Annotated in this window: 19 protein-coding genes, 1 other RNA gene and 1 riboswitch; of the genes, 7 read left to right on the forward strand and 13 right to left on the reverse strand. The window is 67.5% G+C overall.

Translation table 11 applies throughout. The features are described from left to right. Positions 1–114: 114 nt before the first annotated feature. Positions 115–334, reverse strand: a riboswitch (cobalamin riboswitch). A gap of 116 nt (positions 335–450) precedes the next feature. The 6 genes from zapB (at position 451) to ACZ42P_RS10585 (ending at position 3,254) form a co-directional block, all read left to right on the forward strand. Further along, the gene (gene zapB, locus ACZ42P_RS10560) at positions 451–645 is read left to right on the forward strand and encodes a cell division protein ZapB (RefSeq protein ID WP_464897502.1); all 195 of its coding nucleotides are present in this window, start codon (positions 451–453) and stop codon (positions 643–645) included. Between the two features lie 2 nt (positions 646–647). Beyond that, positions 648–962 (forward strand): cell division protein ZapA, encoded by a 315-nt coding sequence (locus ACZ42P_RS10565; protein ID WP_464897503.1) that lies wholly within the window; start codon positions 648–650, stop codon positions 960–962. A gap of 35 nt (positions 963–997) precedes the next feature. Next, a non-coding RNA gene (gene ssrS / locus ACZ42P_RS10570) (6S RNA) lies at positions 998–1,174 on the forward strand. A 143-nt stretch (positions 1,175–1,317) separates the two neighbouring features. Beyond that, on the forward strand, positions 1,318–1,902 hold the full coding sequence (locus ACZ42P_RS10575; protein ID WP_464897504.1) for a 5-formyltetrahydrofolate cyclo-ligase: 585 nt from the start codon (positions 1,318–1,320) through the stop codon (positions 1,900–1,902). A 97-nt stretch (positions 1,903–1,999) separates the two neighbouring features. Continuing rightward, on the forward strand, positions 2,000–2,449 hold the full coding sequence (locus ACZ42P_RS10580; RefSeq protein WP_464897505.1) for an EVE domain-containing protein: 450 nt from the start codon (positions 2,000–2,002) through the stop codon (positions 2,447–2,449). Between the two features lie 7 nt (positions 2,450–2,456). Then, positions 2,457–3,254: a sulfite exporter TauE/SafE family protein gene (locus tag ACZ42P_RS10585; RefSeq protein WP_464897506.1), complete on the forward strand. Its 798-nt coding sequence runs from the start codon at positions 2,457–2,459 to the stop codon at positions 3,252–3,254. 45 nt (positions 3,255–3,299) lie between these two features. Here the strand turns inward: ACZ42P_RS10585 and ACZ42P_RS10590 are convergent, their stop codons facing one another. Genes ACZ42P_RS10590 through htpX form a run of 9 tightly spaced genes read right to left on the reverse strand, consistent with a single transcriptional unit; the run spans position 3,300 to position 11,658 of the window. Continuing rightward, the gene (locus ACZ42P_RS10590; RefSeq protein WP_464897507.1) at positions 3,300–3,653 is read right to left on the reverse strand and encodes a S24 family peptidase; all 354 of its coding nucleotides are present in this window, start codon (positions 3,651–3,653) and stop codon (positions 3,300–3,302) included. Positions 3,654–3,690: 37 nt separating this feature from the next. Then, positions 3,691–4,869, reverse strand: coding sequence for an OmpP1/FadL family transporter (locus tag ACZ42P_RS10595; RefSeq protein ID WP_464897508.1), 1,179 nt, complete (start codon positions 4,867–4,869; stop codon positions 3,691–3,693). 31 nt (positions 4,870–4,900) lie between these two features. Beyond that, positions 4,901–6,742: an AMP-dependent synthetase/ligase gene (locus ACZ42P_RS10600; protein ID WP_464897509.1), complete on the reverse strand. Its 1,842-nt coding sequence runs from the start codon at positions 6,740–6,742 to the stop codon at positions 4,901–4,903. A 3-nt stretch (positions 6,743–6,745) separates the two neighbouring features. Then, positions 6,746–7,624: a phosphoribosylaminoimidazolesuccinocarboxamide synthase gene (locus ACZ42P_RS10605; RefSeq protein WP_464897510.1), complete on the reverse strand. Its 879-nt coding sequence runs from the start codon at positions 7,622–7,624 to the stop codon at positions 6,746–6,748. Between the two features lie 3 nt (positions 7,625–7,627). Beyond that, positions 7,628–8,062 carry a phosphate-starvation-inducible protein PsiE gene (locus tag ACZ42P_RS10610; protein ID WP_464897511.1) on the reverse strand — a complete coding sequence of 145 codons (435 nt, stop codon included), beginning with the start codon at positions 8,060–8,062 and terminating at the stop codon, positions 7,628–7,630. A gap of 15 nt (positions 8,063–8,077) precedes the next feature. Continuing rightward, the gene (locus ACZ42P_RS10615; protein ID WP_464897512.1) at positions 8,078–9,253 is read right to left on the reverse strand and encodes a 5-(carboxyamino)imidazole ribonucleotide synthase; all 1,176 of its coding nucleotides are present in this window, start codon (positions 9,251–9,253) and stop codon (positions 8,078–8,080) included. Then, complete coding sequence (gene purE, locus ACZ42P_RS10620; protein WP_464897513.1) at positions 9,250–9,744, reverse strand: 5-(carboxyamino)imidazole ribonucleotide mutase; 495 nt, start codon at positions 9,742–9,744, stop codon at positions 9,250–9,252. The genes ACZ42P_RS10615 and purE overlap by 4 nt, the downstream gene beginning before the upstream one ends. Positions 9,745–9,803: 59 nt before the next feature. Next, positions 9,804–10,778: a TerC family protein gene (locus tag ACZ42P_RS10625; RefSeq protein ID WP_464897514.1), complete on the reverse strand. Its 975-nt coding sequence runs from the start codon at positions 10,776–10,778 to the stop codon at positions 9,804–9,806. A 4-nt stretch (positions 10,779–10,782) separates the two neighbouring features. After that, positions 10,783–11,658 carry a protease HtpX gene (gene htpX / locus ACZ42P_RS10630; RefSeq protein ID WP_464897515.1) on the reverse strand — a complete coding sequence of 292 codons (876 nt, stop codon included), beginning with the start codon at positions 11,656–11,658 and terminating at the stop codon, positions 10,783–10,785. A gap of 102 nt (positions 11,659–11,760) precedes the next feature. Here htpX and nhaR point away from each other — a divergent pair, with 102 nt between their 5' ends. Beyond that, on the forward strand, positions 11,761–12,666 hold the full coding sequence (nhaR, locus tag ACZ42P_RS10635; RefSeq protein WP_464897516.1) for a transcriptional activator NhaR: 906 nt from the start codon (positions 11,761–11,763) through the stop codon (positions 12,664–12,666). A gap of 4 nt (positions 12,667–12,670) precedes the next feature. On the opposite strand, the gene ACZ42P_RS10640 is transcribed toward nhaR, so the two are convergent. The 4 genes from ACZ42P_RS10640 to ACZ42P_RS10655 form a co-directional block, all read right to left on the reverse strand. Continuing rightward, positions 12,671–13,291, reverse strand: coding sequence for a glutathione binding-like protein (locus ACZ42P_RS10640; RefSeq protein ID WP_464897517.1), 621 nt, complete (start codon positions 13,289–13,291; stop codon positions 12,671–12,673). Further along, positions 13,288–14,520: a multifunctional CCA addition/repair protein gene (locus tag ACZ42P_RS10645; RefSeq protein WP_464897518.1), complete on the reverse strand. Its 1,233-nt coding sequence runs from the start codon at positions 14,518–14,520 to the stop codon at positions 13,288–13,290. The genes ACZ42P_RS10640 and ACZ42P_RS10645 overlap by 4 nt, the downstream gene beginning before the upstream one ends. Before the next feature lie 40 nt (positions 14,521–14,560). Then, positions 14,561–15,607, reverse strand: a complete 1,047-nt coding sequence (locus tag ACZ42P_RS10650) for a complex I NDUFA9 subunit family protein (RefSeq protein WP_464897519.1) — start codon at positions 15,605–15,607, stop codon at positions 14,561–14,563. A 139-nt stretch (positions 15,608–15,746) separates the two neighbouring features. Further along, positions 15,747–16,502, reverse strand: a complete 756-nt coding sequence (locus tag ACZ42P_RS10655) for a 3',5'-cyclic-nucleotide phosphodiesterase (protein ID WP_464897520.1) — start codon at positions 16,500–16,502, stop codon at positions 15,747–15,749. Between the last annotated feature and the right edge of the window lie 38 nt (positions 16,503–16,540).

Consider the following 16,540-nt stretch of genomic DNA (forward strand, 5'->3'; position numbering starts at 1 on the left):
GGCTCCCTGGTCGGGCGGCATGCAGCCCGCATGCCGCGCACGTTGCGAATGCGGCCGCTGCAGGGAGCAGTGGAAAGCAAAGAAACGCCACCGGAACGCCGCACCCCCGCAGCCTCCGCGCTTGCGTTTCAGGCCGGTCTCCGGGCTCGCGAGGGGAGCATCGCTCCGGCATGCCGCCTTCCCGGGCGTTCCCAGTGGCTGGATGGCCGGGGTGGCCATCGGGGCATGCCTTGACTCGCCTACCGTTGCGGGTGCAGCGCAGGCTTGGTACCTGACTTCCCAGTTTCACCCCCCTGCCTGCCGGCAGGGGGACACCTGAAACGAGGGCGCATTGTACCCGCTCGGGCCGGCGAGGCCAAATGAAGGAGGTGTCCGGAAAGATGACAAAGTACTTGCAAAAGAAGCCGTTATAATTTGACTCGGCTAAACTTTTGAAACTATAGTGTCGCCATGGACGCGGAGCTGAAAAGCCTCGAAGAAAAGGTCTCGCAACTGGTGCGCTTCTGTCAGCGCCTGCGGGACGAGAACCACGCCCTGCGTCAACGCCTCGCCGCCGAGCAGAACGAGAACAAGAGGCTGCACGAGAAGCTGGACGGCGCGCGGGCGCGTCTGGAAAACCTCCTCGACCGCATTCCCGAAAGCTGACCATGGCCGCCAATTCCAAGGGCGTGGACGTCACCATCATGGGACGCGAGTTCCGCGTCGCCTGCCCGCCGGAGGAGCAGGAAAAACTCCTGCAGGCGGTGGAGTATCTGGACCGCAAGATGCGCGAGATCCGCGATGCGGGCAAGGTGATCGGGGTGGAACGCATCGCCATCATGGCCGCGCTCAACATTGCCCACGAGCTGCTCAACACGCGCATGGGGGGCTTTGACCTGGGCGACATCAAGCGTAGAATCCACAGCCTGGAAAGACAGATCGACGAGGCCATGGCCGATCAGGACGATCTGTTTCAGCAATGACCGGCTGAACACCGCCGGTGACACTGCAAGCCCGTCATCCCCTGCGGTGTCCGTTACGGCCAAAACTTCCTTGAACCAATGCCACTGTGCTTGGTTGCGGCCTTCCGGACGCTTTTGTGCGCGTCCCACGCGGACGTACCTGCGGCGCCCCGGCTGCGACCCCCTGAACCTCAGGTTCAGGAGACTGGCCGGACGGCATTCGCGGGGGGCCCCTTTCCCCTTTCCCAGGAAGCGTGTGCGCTGCGCAGCAGGCTGAACGTGCGCGCGCCGTTCGGTCCGTGATTGCAGCCGGTGCGGGCTGCGCCAGGCGGCTCTGTGTCCGCTGTGCACGTCGTGATTCAGGATCGTATCCGGAATGGACAAGTCTGACCTCCGCCGCGAAATCCGCGCCCGGCGCCGGGCGGTGACCGTGGAGGATGCGCGTGCCGCGGCGCATCGGCTGCTGCGCCTGGCGCTGCATCACCGGCTGCTGCTCAAGGCGCGGCGCATCGGCTTCTATCTGCCGATGGCGGAGGAGATCGATCTGCTGCCCCTGATCAACGCGGCGCTCTGGCTGGGGCGCGCATGCTATTTGCCGGTGGTGCCACGCCGGGGCACGGCAGCCCTGTGGTTTTCCCGGCTCACGCCCCTGCCCCGCTGGTACGTCAACCGCTTCGGCATCCACGAACACGCCTCGCCCGAGCGGGTGCGTGCCCGCCAGCTGGATCTGCTGTTCCTGCCCCTGGTGGCCTTCGATGCACAGGGCAACCGTCTGGGCATGGGCGGCGGTTTCTACGACGCCAGCCTGGCCTATCTGCGCCACCGCCGTGTCTGGCGCAGACCCCGCCTGATTGGGGTGGCCTATGACTTCCAGCGCGTGGAGCGGCTGCCCCGTGAACCCTGGGACGTGCCCCTGGACGCGGTGCTCACGGACCGGCGCCTGTACCGTTTCTCCCGGTGACCCGTCTCGCCTGGCGAAATCGCGCCGCGCATCTCGCAGGATCCCGGGCCTGCGGTTACCATTCGGCTTTCTCTTCCGTGACCCGAGACGAGCCCCCATGCGTTACTGGCTGATGAAATCCGAACCCTCCGAATACAGCATCGACGACCTGGCGCGCGATGGCAGCGTGGCCTGGTTCGGTGTGCGCAACTATCAGGCACGCAATTTCATGCGCGACCAGATGAAGCCCGGCGATCTGGCCTTCTTCTATCATTCGAGCTGCGCCGAGCCCGGTATCGCCGGCATCTGCGAGGTGTCCAAAGCGGCTTATCCCGATGCCACCCAGTTCGATCCCGCAAGCAAGTATTACGACCCCAAGGCCACGCCGGACAATCCGCGCTGGTTCAACGTGGAGGTGCGCTTCGTGCGCAAGACCCGGCTGGTGCCCCTGAGCGAGCTGCGGGCCCATCCGGAACTCGCCCACATGCGGATTCTTAAGCGGGGCAACCGCCTGTCCATCACGCCGGTGGATCCGCGCGAATGGGCCTTCATCGAAAAACTCCTGTAAGCGGCCGATGCTGATCGAATGGCTCGCCTATGGCGCGCTGGGCGCCTTTGCAGGATTCCTGGCGGGGCTGCTGGGTGTGGGCGGCGGGCTCATCATCGTGCCGGTACTCACCTTCATCTTCACCGCCCACCATTTCCCCGAGGCCTACGTGGTGCACCTGGCGCTGGGCACGTCGCTCGCCAGCATCGTGTTCACGTCCATCTCCAGCTTCCGTGCGCACCACGCCCATGGCGCGGTGAACTGGCGCATCTGGCGCCAGATCACACCCGGCATCATCACCGGCACCCTGGCCGGCAGCGTGCTGGCAGCCTGGCTGTCCACCGCGTTTCTCAAAGCCTTCTTCGTGGTGTTCCTGTTCTACGTGGGCACCCAGATGCTGCTGGACATCCGGCCCAAGGCTTCGCGCGTTTTGCCGGGGTGGCCCGGCATGTTCGCCGCGGGTAACGTCATCGGCGCGGTCTCCAGTCTGGTGGGGATCGGCGGCGGCACCCTGTCCGTGCCTTTCATGACCTGGTGCAACGTCAGGCTGCACGAGGCCATCGGCACCTCGTCGGCGATCGGTTTCCCCATCGCGGTGGCGGGGGCCGTCGGCTACGTGGCCAATGGCCTGCGGGTGGCGGGCCTGCCGGAGGGCAGTGTCGGCTTCGTCTATCTGCCGGCGCTGGGGGCCATCGCCGTGGCCAGTGTCCTCACCGCGCCCCTGGGCGCCAGGCTTGCCCACCGCCTGCCCGTGAAAAAGCTCAAGAAGATTTTCGCCCTCCTGCTCTACACCCTGGGGGCGAGAATGGCGTGGACCCTGTTCTGAGAGGGGGCCGGCCAGGCGGGGTCGCATTCGGCCCCGCAGCGACCGTCAGGTGTAGCGTTTCATTTCCCGGCGGCGGCCGGGTTTTTTCTTGAGGATCACCACCCCGCGCACGGCGCTGGGGCCGGCGATCTCGAAGGAGGGATATTTCGGGTTCAGGGCGTGCAGGCTCCACACGCCGTCGATGATGCGCAGCTGGCGGAAATAGAATTCCCCCTCGTGTTCGGCGACCACGAAGGAGCCATCGCGCGCCAGGCCCTCCGGTTCACACACGATGATCTCGCCGTGGAGGAACTCCGGCTCCATGTAGTCGTCGAGCACCATCAGGGCGAAGGGTTCCGCCCCGGCGCAGTTGCTCACTTCCGCCAGCGGGTTGATGGGGATGACTTTCTTGTCGCTCATGGCATCAGGATAACGCCGCCGCGCCGGGAAAACCACCCTAGAAGGTGTGGGTGTATTGCAGGCCCAGGATGTCCACCTGGCTCTGGTAGCGGCCCGTGACGCCGTTGTCGATGGGCGCGTCCTTCACGAACAGGTGACTGTAGGCCACGTCCAGCACGTCGTGGGTATTGAGACGGAAGCCGATCCCCACCGCCAGCCAGGTGCGGTCGTTGTCCGGAATGCGCACCGTGCGGTGCCGGGCGTCGGGCACCGGCGTCTGGTCATAGCCTATTCCCATGCGCAACGTCGTGCGCTCGGTCAGCTGGTAGTGGGCGCCCAGGGAGTAGCGGAAGGTGTTCTTCCAGTTTTCGGGTGTGACGCCCAGCACCGCGCCATTGGACCGGACCACGCGCAGTTCCTGGAAGCTTGACCAGCCGGTGCGGGCGAGGTCGGCGAGCAGCACCCAGCGCGGAGCAAGGCGGTGATAGAGGCTGAGCGTCCAGGTGTCGGGCAGGGTGATGTCGGCGCTGCCACCGCTGTTGAGCGTGGGCACATTGCTGAAGCTGATGTCTCCCGTGAGATGCTGCTTCACCCGGGAGCGGTAGGACAGACCCACGCGCGTGTCCCGGCCCGCTTCATACAGCAGCCCGAGGTTGTAGCCGTAACCCCAGTCATCCCCCTTCACCGTGAGGGTGCCTGCTGGCCCCGCGAAGCTGGTGAGCTCCGCCTCGATGTCCATGGCATTGAGGCCCGCGCCCAGGGAGAGTCGGTCGTTCACCCGCCAGGCAAGCGCGGGGTTGAGGTTCACCGTCTTCATTTCGGATTTGATGCCCTGGAAGCGTCCGACCCAGTTGGCATCGTATTCGGTCTTGAGGCCGAAGGGCACGTTGATGCCCAGGCCGAACCAGACGTTGGCGTTGATCGGCATGGCATAGTAGAGATTGGGCAGGACGCTCACATCGCCGGCATCACCGCCGTCGTGGGTGGCGGGATTGCCGTCGTCGAATTTCGCGCTGATGTCGATGGTGTGGAGGGAGGCCACGATCTGCCTGCCGGGCAGGAGGGTCATGCCCGCCGGATTGAAGAAGATCGTGCTGGCGTTGTCGGCCTTGGCGCCGCTGCCGGCATAGGCGGCGCCCTGGCCGTCGGCATTGGCCTCGATCAGGCTGAAGCCGGAGGCATGGGCACCGGCCGGCATGGCCAGGCACAGGGCCAGAGCGAGGAATCGGATGTTCATGGGGTCTCCTCCCTTGGAGTTGTGCTGGAAATCAGCGGCGCAGGTCCGCGTACAGGGCCTCGATGGCCTCGCGGTATTTTTCGAACAGCGGCCTGCGTTTCATCTTCAGGGTGGGGGTCAGCAGGCCGTTTTCCACGGTCCATTCGTCGAGGGTGGCGTGCACCCGGCGCACCTGGGCGTAGCCCGGGAAGTCCCGCAGGCGCTGGGCGATGCGGGCCAGCAGTGCCTTCTGCGCCCGGGCATCCCCCAGGGCGGCGGGATCGTCTGGATCCAGCCCCAGGTCCCGGGCGAAGCCCGCCCACTGCTCCGGATCCAGGCTCGCCACGGCAATGAGGCAGGGCTGCCCTTCGCCCACCAGCATCACCTGGGCGAACAGGGGATCGAGCTGGATGGCGGATTCCATGTCCGCCGGCGGCACCTTCTCGCCATTGGAGAGGACGATGATGTCCTTGATGCGGCCCACGATGTGGTAATGGCCATATTGGTCCACCGTGGCCTTGTCCCCGGTGTGCAGCCAGCCTTCCGGGTCGATGGCGGCGCGGGTGGCGTCCGGGTCGGCCCAGTAGCCCTGCATCACGCAGCGGCTGCGGGTGAGCAGCTCGCCATCCTCCGCGATGCGCACCTCCACCTGGGGCAGCGGCAGGCCGATGCTGGAAGGAATGTTGGACGTCGGCCGGTTGACGGTGACCACCGGGCTGGTTTCCGTGAGACCGTAGCCCTGGTAGAGGGGCAGGCCCAGGCCGACGAAGACGCGGGCGATTTCCGGGTTGAGGGCGGCGCCCCCGGAGACGGCGTAGCGCAGCCGGCCGCCCAGTTTCTTGACGACGGGGGTCGCCACCCGCGCGGCCAAAAGCGGCCAGGCAAGCAGCCTGGGATGCCAGGCCGCGCGGCCCTGCTGCCATTCGAAGCGATGCCAGCCCACCTCCACCGCCAGTTCGAACAGGCGCCGCGCGATGGCCGGCCTCTTGGCCAGGGCATCCCGGATGCGCGCGTGGAAACGCTCATAAATGCGCGGCACGGAGATGAGCACCGTGGGCCGGATCAGTTCCAGATCGTGGGCGAGCAGGGACACCGAACGGGCGAAGGCCACCTCCGCGCCCAGCGCCATGGGCAGATAGACGCCCGCGGTGCGTTCCAGGGTGTGGGACATGGGCAGGAAGGACAGGAACACCTCGTCCGGCGCGAAGGGTCCGCAGTGGAGCACGTACCAAATGTTCCAGAGGATGTTGCCGTGGGACAGCATCACCCCCTTGGGCCGCCCCGTGGTGCCCGAGGTGTAGACGATGGAGGCCAGGGCATCGAGGTTGAGCTTCACCGGCGGCACCGGTGTGCCCTCTGCCGCGGTGAGCCATTCTTCGGCCACCACCACGCGCGCATCCTGCACGGCGCCCGGTTCCGGCGCGTGGAGGCTCACCACGCGCCGCAGGAAATGGCTGCCCTCCAGGATGGCGGCGAGCTTGCGATGCTGCACCCGGCCCTCCACCAGCAGCAGGCGCGCGCCGGCATGGTCGATGATGTAGCTGGCGTTTTCCGGCCGGTCGTCGAGATAGAGGGGCACCACCGTGAGGCCGAGACTCATGGCGGCGAGGTCGAAGATCACCCAGTGCGGGCAGTTGCGCAGCATGACCGCCACCCGCTCCCCCGGCGCCAGGTTCTCCCGGGCCAGGGCCATGCGCCAGCGGGCGACCTCCTGCGCCACCTCGCGCCAGGTGAGCGCCTTCCAGGTCTGTTCGTCGTTGTCGTAGTAACGGTAGGCGACCTTGTTGGGCATGGCCGCCACACGCGCCTGGAACAGGCCCGGCAGGGAACCCGCGGTTTCCGGATGGATGGCGGTGGCGGCCAGGTATTCCGGCGGGTCGGTGTAGGGCGGCATGGCTCAGCCCACCAGGCGGCGCAGGGCTTCCCGGTATTTTTCCGCGGTTTTCGCGATGACTTCCGGCGGCAGGGCGGGCGGGGGCGGATGCTTGTCCCAGCCGGAGGCTTCCAGCCAGTCGCGCACGTACTGCTTGTCGAAGCTGGGCGGGTTGGTGCCGGGCCGGTACTGGTCTGCCGGCCAGAAGCGTGAGGAATCCGGGGTCAGCGCCTCATCGATGAGATGCAAAATGCCGCAACCGTCGGTGCCGAACTCGAATTTGGTGTCGGCAATGATGATGCCCCGTTCCAGGGCATAGGCCGCCGCTTCCCGGTACAGGGCGAGGGCCACCTCGCGTACGCGCGCCGCCGCGCCGGTGCCGATCAGCTCCGCCATGCGCCCGAAGGGGATGTTCTCGTCGTGACTGCCCAGCGCCGCCTTGGTGGAGGGCGTGAAGAGGGGCTCGGGCAGACGGTCGGCCAGGCGCAGGCCGGGCCGCAGGGGAATGCCGCACACGCTGCCCGTAGCCTGGTATTCCTTCCAGCCGGAGCCCACCAGATAGCCGCGCACGATGGCTTCGATGGGCAGGGGCACCAGCCGCTTCACCACGATGGCGCGGCCCTTCACCTGGGCCACCTCGTCCGGCGCCACCACGGACTCCGGGGCATCGCCGGTGAGATGGTTGGGGATGATGTGCTGCAGTTTCCCGAACCAGAAATTCGACACCGCCGTGAGCACCTCGCCCTTGCCGGGGATGGGCTCGTTCATCACCACGTCGAAGGCGGACAGGCGGTCGGTGGTGACGATGAGCAGCCGCTTCGCGTCCACCTCGTAGATGTCGCGCACCTTGCCCCGGTGCAGAAGTTTCAGGCTGTGGAGTTCGGACTGGTAGAGGGCGGTCATGATTCAGCCTTCATGGCGGTGGGGCGGACGCAGTTCCGCATGGGCATCGTCCTGGGGATAGGGATAGCGCGTGTGTCCGTAGCGGATGGCGAGCACGGCCAGCGCCAGCAGCAGGATCGCCGCGGTCACCGCGAGCATGCGCCAGACATCCATCTCCTTCATGTCGAGGATGAGATAGCGCGCCAGGGCCACCATGGCGATGTAGAGGGGAAAGCGCACCGGCAGCTTGCCCGAGCCATAGTAGAGGCCCACCATGGTCAGTACTTCCAGATAGATGAAGAGCAGCAGCAGATCCGCCAGCCGCACGTGGCGCGCCTCGATCATGGTGGCCACTTCCTGGGCGGTGGCGATCACCGTCGCGACCGCGATGATGAACAGCCCCACGTGTTCGGTGAAGGCCAGGGCGCGTTTGTTCCAGTCGGACAGTAAACCAGCCATGGGCACACTCCGGGGTCAGGCAGCGGGTTCGCGCACGTTGGGCGGCGGGCCTTCCACGCCGATGGCGGCACGGGCGGCCAGCGCCGTGGCGAGTGCCGCCTCCAGGGTGGGTGCGACGACGTTGAAGTGACCCATCTTGCGTCCGGGCCGTGCCTGGCGCTTGCCGTAGAGGTGCAGTTTCAGGTCCGGGTGGGCGAGCAGGGCGCTCCAGTCGGGCGCGCCATCCCGCCACACATCCCCCAGCAGGTTCACCATCACCACCGGCGAGAACAGGCGCGTGTCGCCCAGGGGCAGGCCGCACAGCACTCGCACCTGCTGCTGGAACTGGCTGGTGAGGCAGGCATCCAGGGTGTAATGGCCGCTGTTGTGGGGACGCGGCGCGATTTCGTTGACCACCAGCCGGTCGCCTTCCAGCAGGAAGAATTCCACTGCGAGCACGCCGCAGTAGTCGAGCTTTTCGGCAATGGCCACCGCCATGGCGCGTGCCTGCTCGGCCACCGCCGGGCTCACCTGCGCCGGCGCCATGCTGATGTCGAGGATCCCGTTGCGGTGGCGGTTCTCCGCCACCGGATAGCAGGCGGTCCGCCCGGCCGCATCGCGTCCCAGGACCACCGACAGTTCCGCCGCCAGCGGCAGGAAGGCCTCCAGCACGCAGGGTTCGTTGCCCATGGCGGCGAAGGCGGCGCGCGCCTCATCCAGGTTTTCCACGCGCGCCTGGCCCTTGCCGTCATAGCCGAAGCGGCTCACCTTGAGCAGGGCGGGAAATCCCGTGCGCGCCGCCGCCTGCGGTAGCGCCTGCGCGTCCGGCACCAGGCCGAAGGGCGCAGTGGGAAAGCCCGCCTCGGCCAGGAAGGTCTTCTCCCGGGCCCGATCCTGGACGATGGCGACTGCATCCCCCGAGGGACGCACCACGGTATGCCGGGCCAGCAGGCGCAGGCTGTCGGCATGCACGTTCTCGAATTCGGTGGTGACGGCGGCGCACTCGCGGCCCATGCGCTCCAGGGCAGCCGCGTCGCGGTAGTCGGCACGGAGGTGTTCGGTGGCGATCTGGCCGGCAGGACTGTCCGGGTCCGGGTCCAGCACCAGCACCCGGTAGCCCATGGTGAGCGCCGCCATGGTGAACATGCGGCCCAGCTGCCCGCCGCCCAGCACCCCCAGAGTGGCGCCGGGCAGGATCATGCCCGCCGTCATGGCTGCTCCGGCAGCTTCATGGCCAGCACCGCCTCGGTCTGGCGGGCGCGGAAGGCTTCCAGCCGCGCCGCCAGGGCGGAATCCTCCAGCGCCAGGAGGGCTGCGGCGAACAGGCCGGCATTGGCCGCCCCCGCCTCGCCGATGGCAAAGGTGGCCACCGGCACGCCCTTGGGCATCTGCACGATGGAAAGCAGGGAGTCCATGCCCTTGAGATGGCGCGAGGGCACGGGCACGCCCAGCACCGGCAGGCGCGTCTTGGCGGCAAGCATGCCCGGCAGGTGGGCCGCGCCGCCCGCGCCCGCGATGAGGCATTTCAGGCCGCGACCGGCCGCGGTTTCGGCATATTCGAACAGCAGGTCCGGGGTGCGGTGGGCGGAGACCACGCGCGCCTCGTGGGGCACGTGGAGTTCCCGGAGCATGGCGCAGGCGTGCTGCATCACCTCCCAGTCGGAGGTGCTGCCCATCACCACGCCCACCAGCGGCTTGTCCATGTTCGCTCCCCTTGCCGGCCGGGCCGGCGCAAAGAGCGAATTATAGCGGAGCAGGCTGCTCAGTCGCTCCGGGAGGCGCGCTGCCCGGAGCGGGTCGCGGCCAGGCTGGCGAGCATGGAGGCGGCGATGATGAGCGCCACCACGCCCAGGGCGAGCCCGGTCGGCACCTTGTAGAAATCCGCCACCAGCATCTTGGCGCCCACCAGTACCAGCACCAGGGCAAGGCCGTATTTGAGCAGGTGGAAGCGCGCGTGCATGTGCGCCAGCAGGAAGTACAGCGCCCGCAGCCCCATGATGGCGAAGATGTTGGAGGTGAACACGATGAAGGGGTCGGTGGTGATGGCGAAGATGGCGGGAATGGAATCCAGCGCGAAGATCAGATCCGAAGTCTCGATCAGCACCAGCACGAGAAACAGGGGGGTGAACCAGCGCACGCCGTCTTGCCGCACGGTGAACTTCTCGCCGTGGTAGCCCGTCGTGATGCGCAGGTGGCCGCGCATCCATTTCAGCACCGGGTTGCTGTCCAGGCTGGGCTCGTGCTCGGCGAAGATCAGCATCTTGATGCCGGTGATGACGAGAAATGCCCCGAACAGATAAAGCACCCAGTGGAACTGGCTGACCACCCACACGCCGGCGAGGATCATGGCGGCGCGCATGACGATGGCGCCCAGCACCCCGTAGAGCAGCACCCGGCGCTGGTACTCGGCGGGTACGGCGAAATAGCCGAAGATCATCAGGAAGACGAAGATGTTGTCCACTGACAGGGACTTCTCGATGAAATAGCCCGTCAGGAACTCCAGCGCCTTGGCGTTGGCCACCGCGCGGCCCACGGTGCCATCGAGATGCCACCAGAGCAGGGCGCAGAAGGCGAGGGCGAGCAGCACCCAGACGATGCTCCATCCCAGGGCCTCCCGGAACGAGACCCGGTGCGCCGCGCGCCCGCCCAACAGGAACAGGTCCACGGCCAGCATGGCCAGGACGAACAAAACGAACCCCGCCCAGAGGGCGGGGGTGCCGACGCTCACGCCGTCCACGGAATCAACCCAGGGCGCGCAGAGCGGCGATGCGTTCCTCCAGCGGCGGGTGGGTCATGAACAGCCGCTTGAGACCATGACCAATGCCGCCGGCGATGCCGAAGGCCGCCATCTTGTCCGGCAGGGGCGCGGTGTGCACCCGGGCCAGGCGCTCCAGGGCGGCGATCATCTTGTGGCGGCCCGCCAGCTGCGCCCCGCCCCGGTCGGCGCGGAACTCGCGCTGGCGCGAGAACCACATGACGATGAGGGAGGCGAGCAGGCCCAGGACCAGCTCCGCCACGATCATGGTGACGAAGAATGCCGGGCCGTGGCCTTCCTCGTTCTTGAAGACGACCCGGTCCACCGTGTGGCCGATCACCCGCGACAGGAACATCACGAAGGTGTTGACCACGCCCTGGATCAGGGCCAGGGTCACCATGTCGCCGTTGGCGATGTGGGAGACTTCGTGACCCAGCACCGCCTCCGCCTCATCCCGGGTCATGGAGTGGAGCAGGCCGGTGGAGACCGCCACCAGGGCGCTGTTTTTGTTCCAGCCGGTGGCGAAGGCATTCACCTCGGGCGAATCGTAGATGGCCACCTCAGGCATGCCGATGCCGGCCTGGCGGGCCTGGCGGCGCACCGTCTCCACCAGCCACTGCTCGGCTTCCGTGCGGGGCTGGTCGATCACCCGGGCCCCCACCGCCATCTTGGCGCTCCATTTCGAGAGCAGCAGGGAAATGAAGGCGCCGCCGAAGCCGAACACCGCGGCGAAGATGAGCAGGGCCTGCAGGTTCAGGCCCTGGGCGGTGAGGTAGGGTTCCACGCCCAGGATGCGCAGGGTGATGGACAGCATCACCACGATCGCCAGGTTGGTGGCGAGGAACAAAAGGATTCGTTTCATGGCAGGACTCCTTTCAGAGCAGAATTTGGCACGCCATCATTGTAGGGGCGGTGCGCTGGAATTAAAGTCGAATATTTGTGAACAACCATTCGGAAATATCGAATGATCAACCTGAAGCACTTGTACTACTTCTGGACCGTGGCCAAGAGCGGCAGCGTTGCCGCCGCCGCGGAACGCCTGCACCTCACGCCCCAGACGGTGAGCGCCCAGGTGAAGCTCCTGGAGGACAGTCTGGGCACGCCGCTGTTCCAGCCGGTGGGGCGGCGCCTCACGCTGACGCCGGCGGGCAGCCGGGCGGCGGCCTACGCCGACGAAATCTTCGCCCTGACCGAGGCGCTGGAGACCAGCCTGCGCAATGCCGGGGAGCCTGCCCAGCCGCTGCGTGTGGGCGTGTCCGATGCCGTGCCCAAGAACGTGGCCTACCGGCTCCTGGCCCCGGTGACGGAACTCGCCGAGCCGGTGCGCCTCGTCTGCCAGGAGGGCAAGCTCGACCGCCTGTTGGCGGAACTCGCCCTGCACCGCCTGGACATGGTGGTGGCGGACCGCATGCTGCCCGCCACGGTGCGGGTGAAGGGTTACAACCACCGGCTGGGGGACTCGGAACTCGCCTTCTTCGCCGCACCCGCCCTGGCGCGGGGCTGCCGGCGCTTCCCCGCCTGTCTGGACGGCGCCCCCCTGCTGCTGCCGGGGGAGGATTCCGCCTCGCGCCTGCGTCTGGAGGAATGGTTGGAGGCCCAGGGGCTGCGGCCGCGCATCGTGGGCGAGTTCGACGACGCGGCCCTGATGAAGGCCTTCGGCGAGGCAGGGCGCGGGATTTTCCCGGCGCCCGCCGTGCTGGCGCGGGAAGTGGAGGCGCAATACGGGGTAAGGGAAATCGGCCGGGCCACGGGGGTGCGCGAAGCCTATTACGCCATCACGGGGGAGCGGCGCATCAGCCATCCGGCACTGCGTCTCGTTACGGAGGCCGCGCGCGACCGGCTGTTTCCGGACAGCGGCCGCGCGGCTTAGGTCCTCAGGCGGGCACCGCCATGCCCCGCTGGACGGCCGGCCGGCTGCCGATGCGCTCGAACCAGTCCTTCACCCGGGGGAACTCCGCGAGATCCACGCAGTGCCACTCGCAGCGCGCTACCCAGGGGTAGGTGGCGATGTCGGCGATGGTGTACTCGCCGGCGGCGAGCCAGGGCGTTTGCTCCAGCCGCGCATCGAGCACGCCATAGAGCCGGCGCACTTCCCGCGTGTAGCGTTCGATGGCGTAGGGCACGGGTTCCGGCGCGAATTTCAGGAAGTGATGGGCCTGACCGAACATGGGGCCGATGCCGCCCATCTGGAACATCAGCCACTGCAGGGTCTCGTAGCGGCCGCGCGCGGCTCGGGGCAGAAAGCGGCCCGTCTTTTCCGCGAGATAGATGAGGATCGCACCGGATTCGAACAGGGTGAGGGGCGCGCCATCCGGGCCTTCGCCGTCCACGATGGCCGGAATCTTGCAGTTGGGATTGATGCAGGCGAACTCCGGGCGGAACTGCTCCCCCTTGGTGATATCCACCGGGTGCACCCGGTAGGGCAGGCCGCATTCCTCGAGCATGATGGAAATCTTGCGCCCGTTGGGCGTGGACCAGGTGTAGAGATCGATCACGTGTTTTCCTCCGCGGACGGTTGCAATGCGGCCTGCACGGCCGCCACCCGCGCAGCGAATACTGCGGCGCGAATCGCCTCGCCTCCTTCATGCTGGCGGGCGATGGCACCGGCATCCACTGCGGCAGCGGCCTCGAAGGCACGGGCCAGACGCTGCGCGCCCGGCATGGGCCGCTCCTCGTAGCCGGGGCGGCCCTGGTAGTCCGCCGTGCAGGCATCGAGAAAGGCGTGGAAGCGTGCGGGCTGGCGAAAGGCGTCGAGCCGGGTGAGGAGAGTGACCAGGGATTCCGCGTCGGCCTCGTCGGCGCGATGGGCCTCGCCGTGCCAGCGCGCCACCAGCACGGCCAAGTCGCGGCAGTCGTGGGGGATGCGCAGGCGCGCCGAGACGGCCTGCACCAGGGCGACCCCCGCCGCCTCGTGGCCATCGTGGAAGGGCCACTGTTCCCGGGGGGTCACGCCTTTCCCCAGATCATGGGTGAGGGCGGCGAAGCGCACCGGCAGGCTGCCTTTGAGGGACGCCGCCCGGTCCACCACCAGCATCACGTGCACGCCGGTATCCACTTCCGGATGGCTTTTCGGGTTCTGGGGCACGCCGAACAGGCGGTCCACCTCAGGCAGGATCTTCGCCAGGGCGCCGCACGCGCGCAGCACCTGGAACATGCGCGACGGACGCGCTTCCATGAGGCCGCGCGCCAGTTCCTGCCAGACCCGCTCCGGCACCAGGGCATCCACCTCGCCGTTTCGCACCATCTCGCCCATGAGGGCCAGCGTTTCCTCGGCCACGGTGAAATCCGTGAAGCGTGCCGCGAAGCGTGCCACCCGCAGGATACGCACCGGATCCTCGACGAAGGCGGGGCTTACGTGGCGCAGCAGGCGCGCTTCCAGATCACGCCGCCCGCCGTAGGGATCGATGTACTGCCCGTTCTCGTCCTTGGCGATGGCGTTGATGGTGAGATCGCGCCGGGCCAGGTCCTCTTCGAGTGTCACCTCGGGGGAGGCGTAGACGGTGAATCCCTTGTAGCCGCGTCCGCTCTTGCGTTCCGTGCGGGCGAGGGCGTACTCCTCGTGGGTGACGGGATGCAGGAACACCGGAAAGTCCCTGCCCACCGGCAGAAAACCCTGCTTCACCATTTCCTCCGGTGTGGCGCCCACCACCACCCAGTCGCGATCCGAGACGGGCAGCCCCATGAGCTCGTCCCGCACCGCACCGCCCACCATGTAGAGCTTCATGGCCGGCTGCCGGCAGGGCTGGGTGTGGCGCCCACGGCGTCTAGCGGCGTGCCGCGTGGCGCAGGGCGTCGTACCGGGAACACACCGCCTGCGGGCCGATGTAGTGGGGCGCCACGGCTTCCAGCGCCATGGGCTGGAAACCGAACAGCGCGGGGAAAGGGCAGCGGCAGACGCTGTCCACCTGCATGGAGTAATAGTTGTCCCGGGTCATGAGCCGCCCCGGCAGGTGTTCCAGCAGCCAGGCATGCCAATAGGAGAGGCGGTTCGACAGGGGAAGAATGAGGGGACGCCTGCCTTCCAGGCTGGCCACGTACTGCACCAGCTCACGGAAAGTATAAGTCTTGGGACCGCACAGTTCGTAGGCCTGGCCGTAGGTGGCGGGATTCTCCAGCGCGTCGGCGAAGGCACGCGCCACGTCCTCCACGAACACGGGCTGGAAGCGCGCATTGGGGCAGGCGAGGGGAATCACGGGCAGGCGCCGCACCAGTTGGGCGAGCAGGGTGAGAAAGGAATCGCCGCGACCGAAGATCACCGAGGGCCGGAACACCGTGGTGGCCATGGCCTGCCCCTGGATGAACTTCGGCCCGTCCAGATACCAGTTCTCGTGTTCGCGATGGGGCAGATCGGCTTCCCGCACCAGCGCTTCGCCCACGCCCTTGGAACGCAGGTAGGCGCTTTGCGCCACCGGGTTGGCATTGAGGGCGCTCATGTGCAGCAGCCGGCGCACGCCCTGGGCGCGGCAGGCGTGGATGATGCGGCGTGGCAGTTCCACGTGCACCTCGTGGAAATCGCCCCGCCGCGCCGTGGGCAGATCGACGCGACCCACCCGTTCCTCGTGCAGGATGCCCACCAGATTGATGGCGGCATCCATGCCTGCGAGGAGGCGCGCCAGGCTCGCAGGATCGTGGACATCCGCTTCCACCACCTCCACGTTGGGCAATACCAGAAGCTCCCTGGCACGCGCCGGCCGGCGGGTCGGCACCCGCACCTGATAGCCCGCCTCGTGCAGGCGGTGCACCACGTGCTGGCCGACGAAGCCGCTGCCGCCGAAGACGCACACGGCGCGGATTTTGGGCAGGGTTTTCACTGGGACGGGAGTCGATGCGTGGGCTTCCATGGGAACCTTGGGAATGGCAGACAGGCACGACGCCGCGCGTCGCGCAGCATGAGCATTCTACCAAAGGCCGGCAGCCGCCAAGGCCGAAACGGCGGCCGAGGCGTTGGGCTCAGAACTCGATGACCTGGCCGCGTTCCAGCCGCCGTGGCGCAAAGGGGGCGCAGCTTGCCAGGACCTCGGCCCAGGTGTCCGCCTCGCGTCCGGGCTCCATGTGGGTGACGTGTACCTCGACCGGACGATTGAGGCGGGCCAGCCCGAGGGCCAGGCGGCGGGCATTGGTGTGGCCGGAAGCCTCGCAGCCGGCTTCGTTGTCGTTGAGGAAGGTGGTCTCGATGATGAGATGGCGCAAATTGGCAATGGCGGCGAGGGCGTCCCAGAACGGCTCGCTGTAGGTGGTATCGCCCGAGAACACCAGGCTCGCCGCGCCGCTGTCCATCTGCCAGGCGACGGCGGGCACTGCATGACGCACCGGCAGGGGCGTGAAGCGTCGGTCTCCCAGCGCGAGGGTGGCGCCGATGGCCACGGACACCAGGCGCACGTAGGGCATGGCGGAGGAGGTGTAGTCCGGCCACAGGCGGTCGTTGAACAGGCATTCCTTCACCGCCGCCAGGGTTTCCGGCAGGGCATACACGGCAAGCGGTTCGCTGCGTCGTCCCACGCGGGCGTCCGCCAGCATGGGTAGCAGGGCCACATGGTCGAGGTGGGCGTGGCTGAGCAGCACGTGGTCGATGGCCACCAGTGCGGCCAGCGGCAGATCGCCCACGCCGGTGCCGCAGTCCACCAAGCAATCGTCATCCACGCGCAGGGCGGTGGTGCGGCAGTCACCGCCGATCCCGCCACTTGCGCCCAGCACCTGCAGTCGCATCCTCGGGGCCTCCCGGTGAGCCCAGTATAGGCGAGGAG

Source organism: Thiobacter subterraneus (assembly GCF_055379455.1).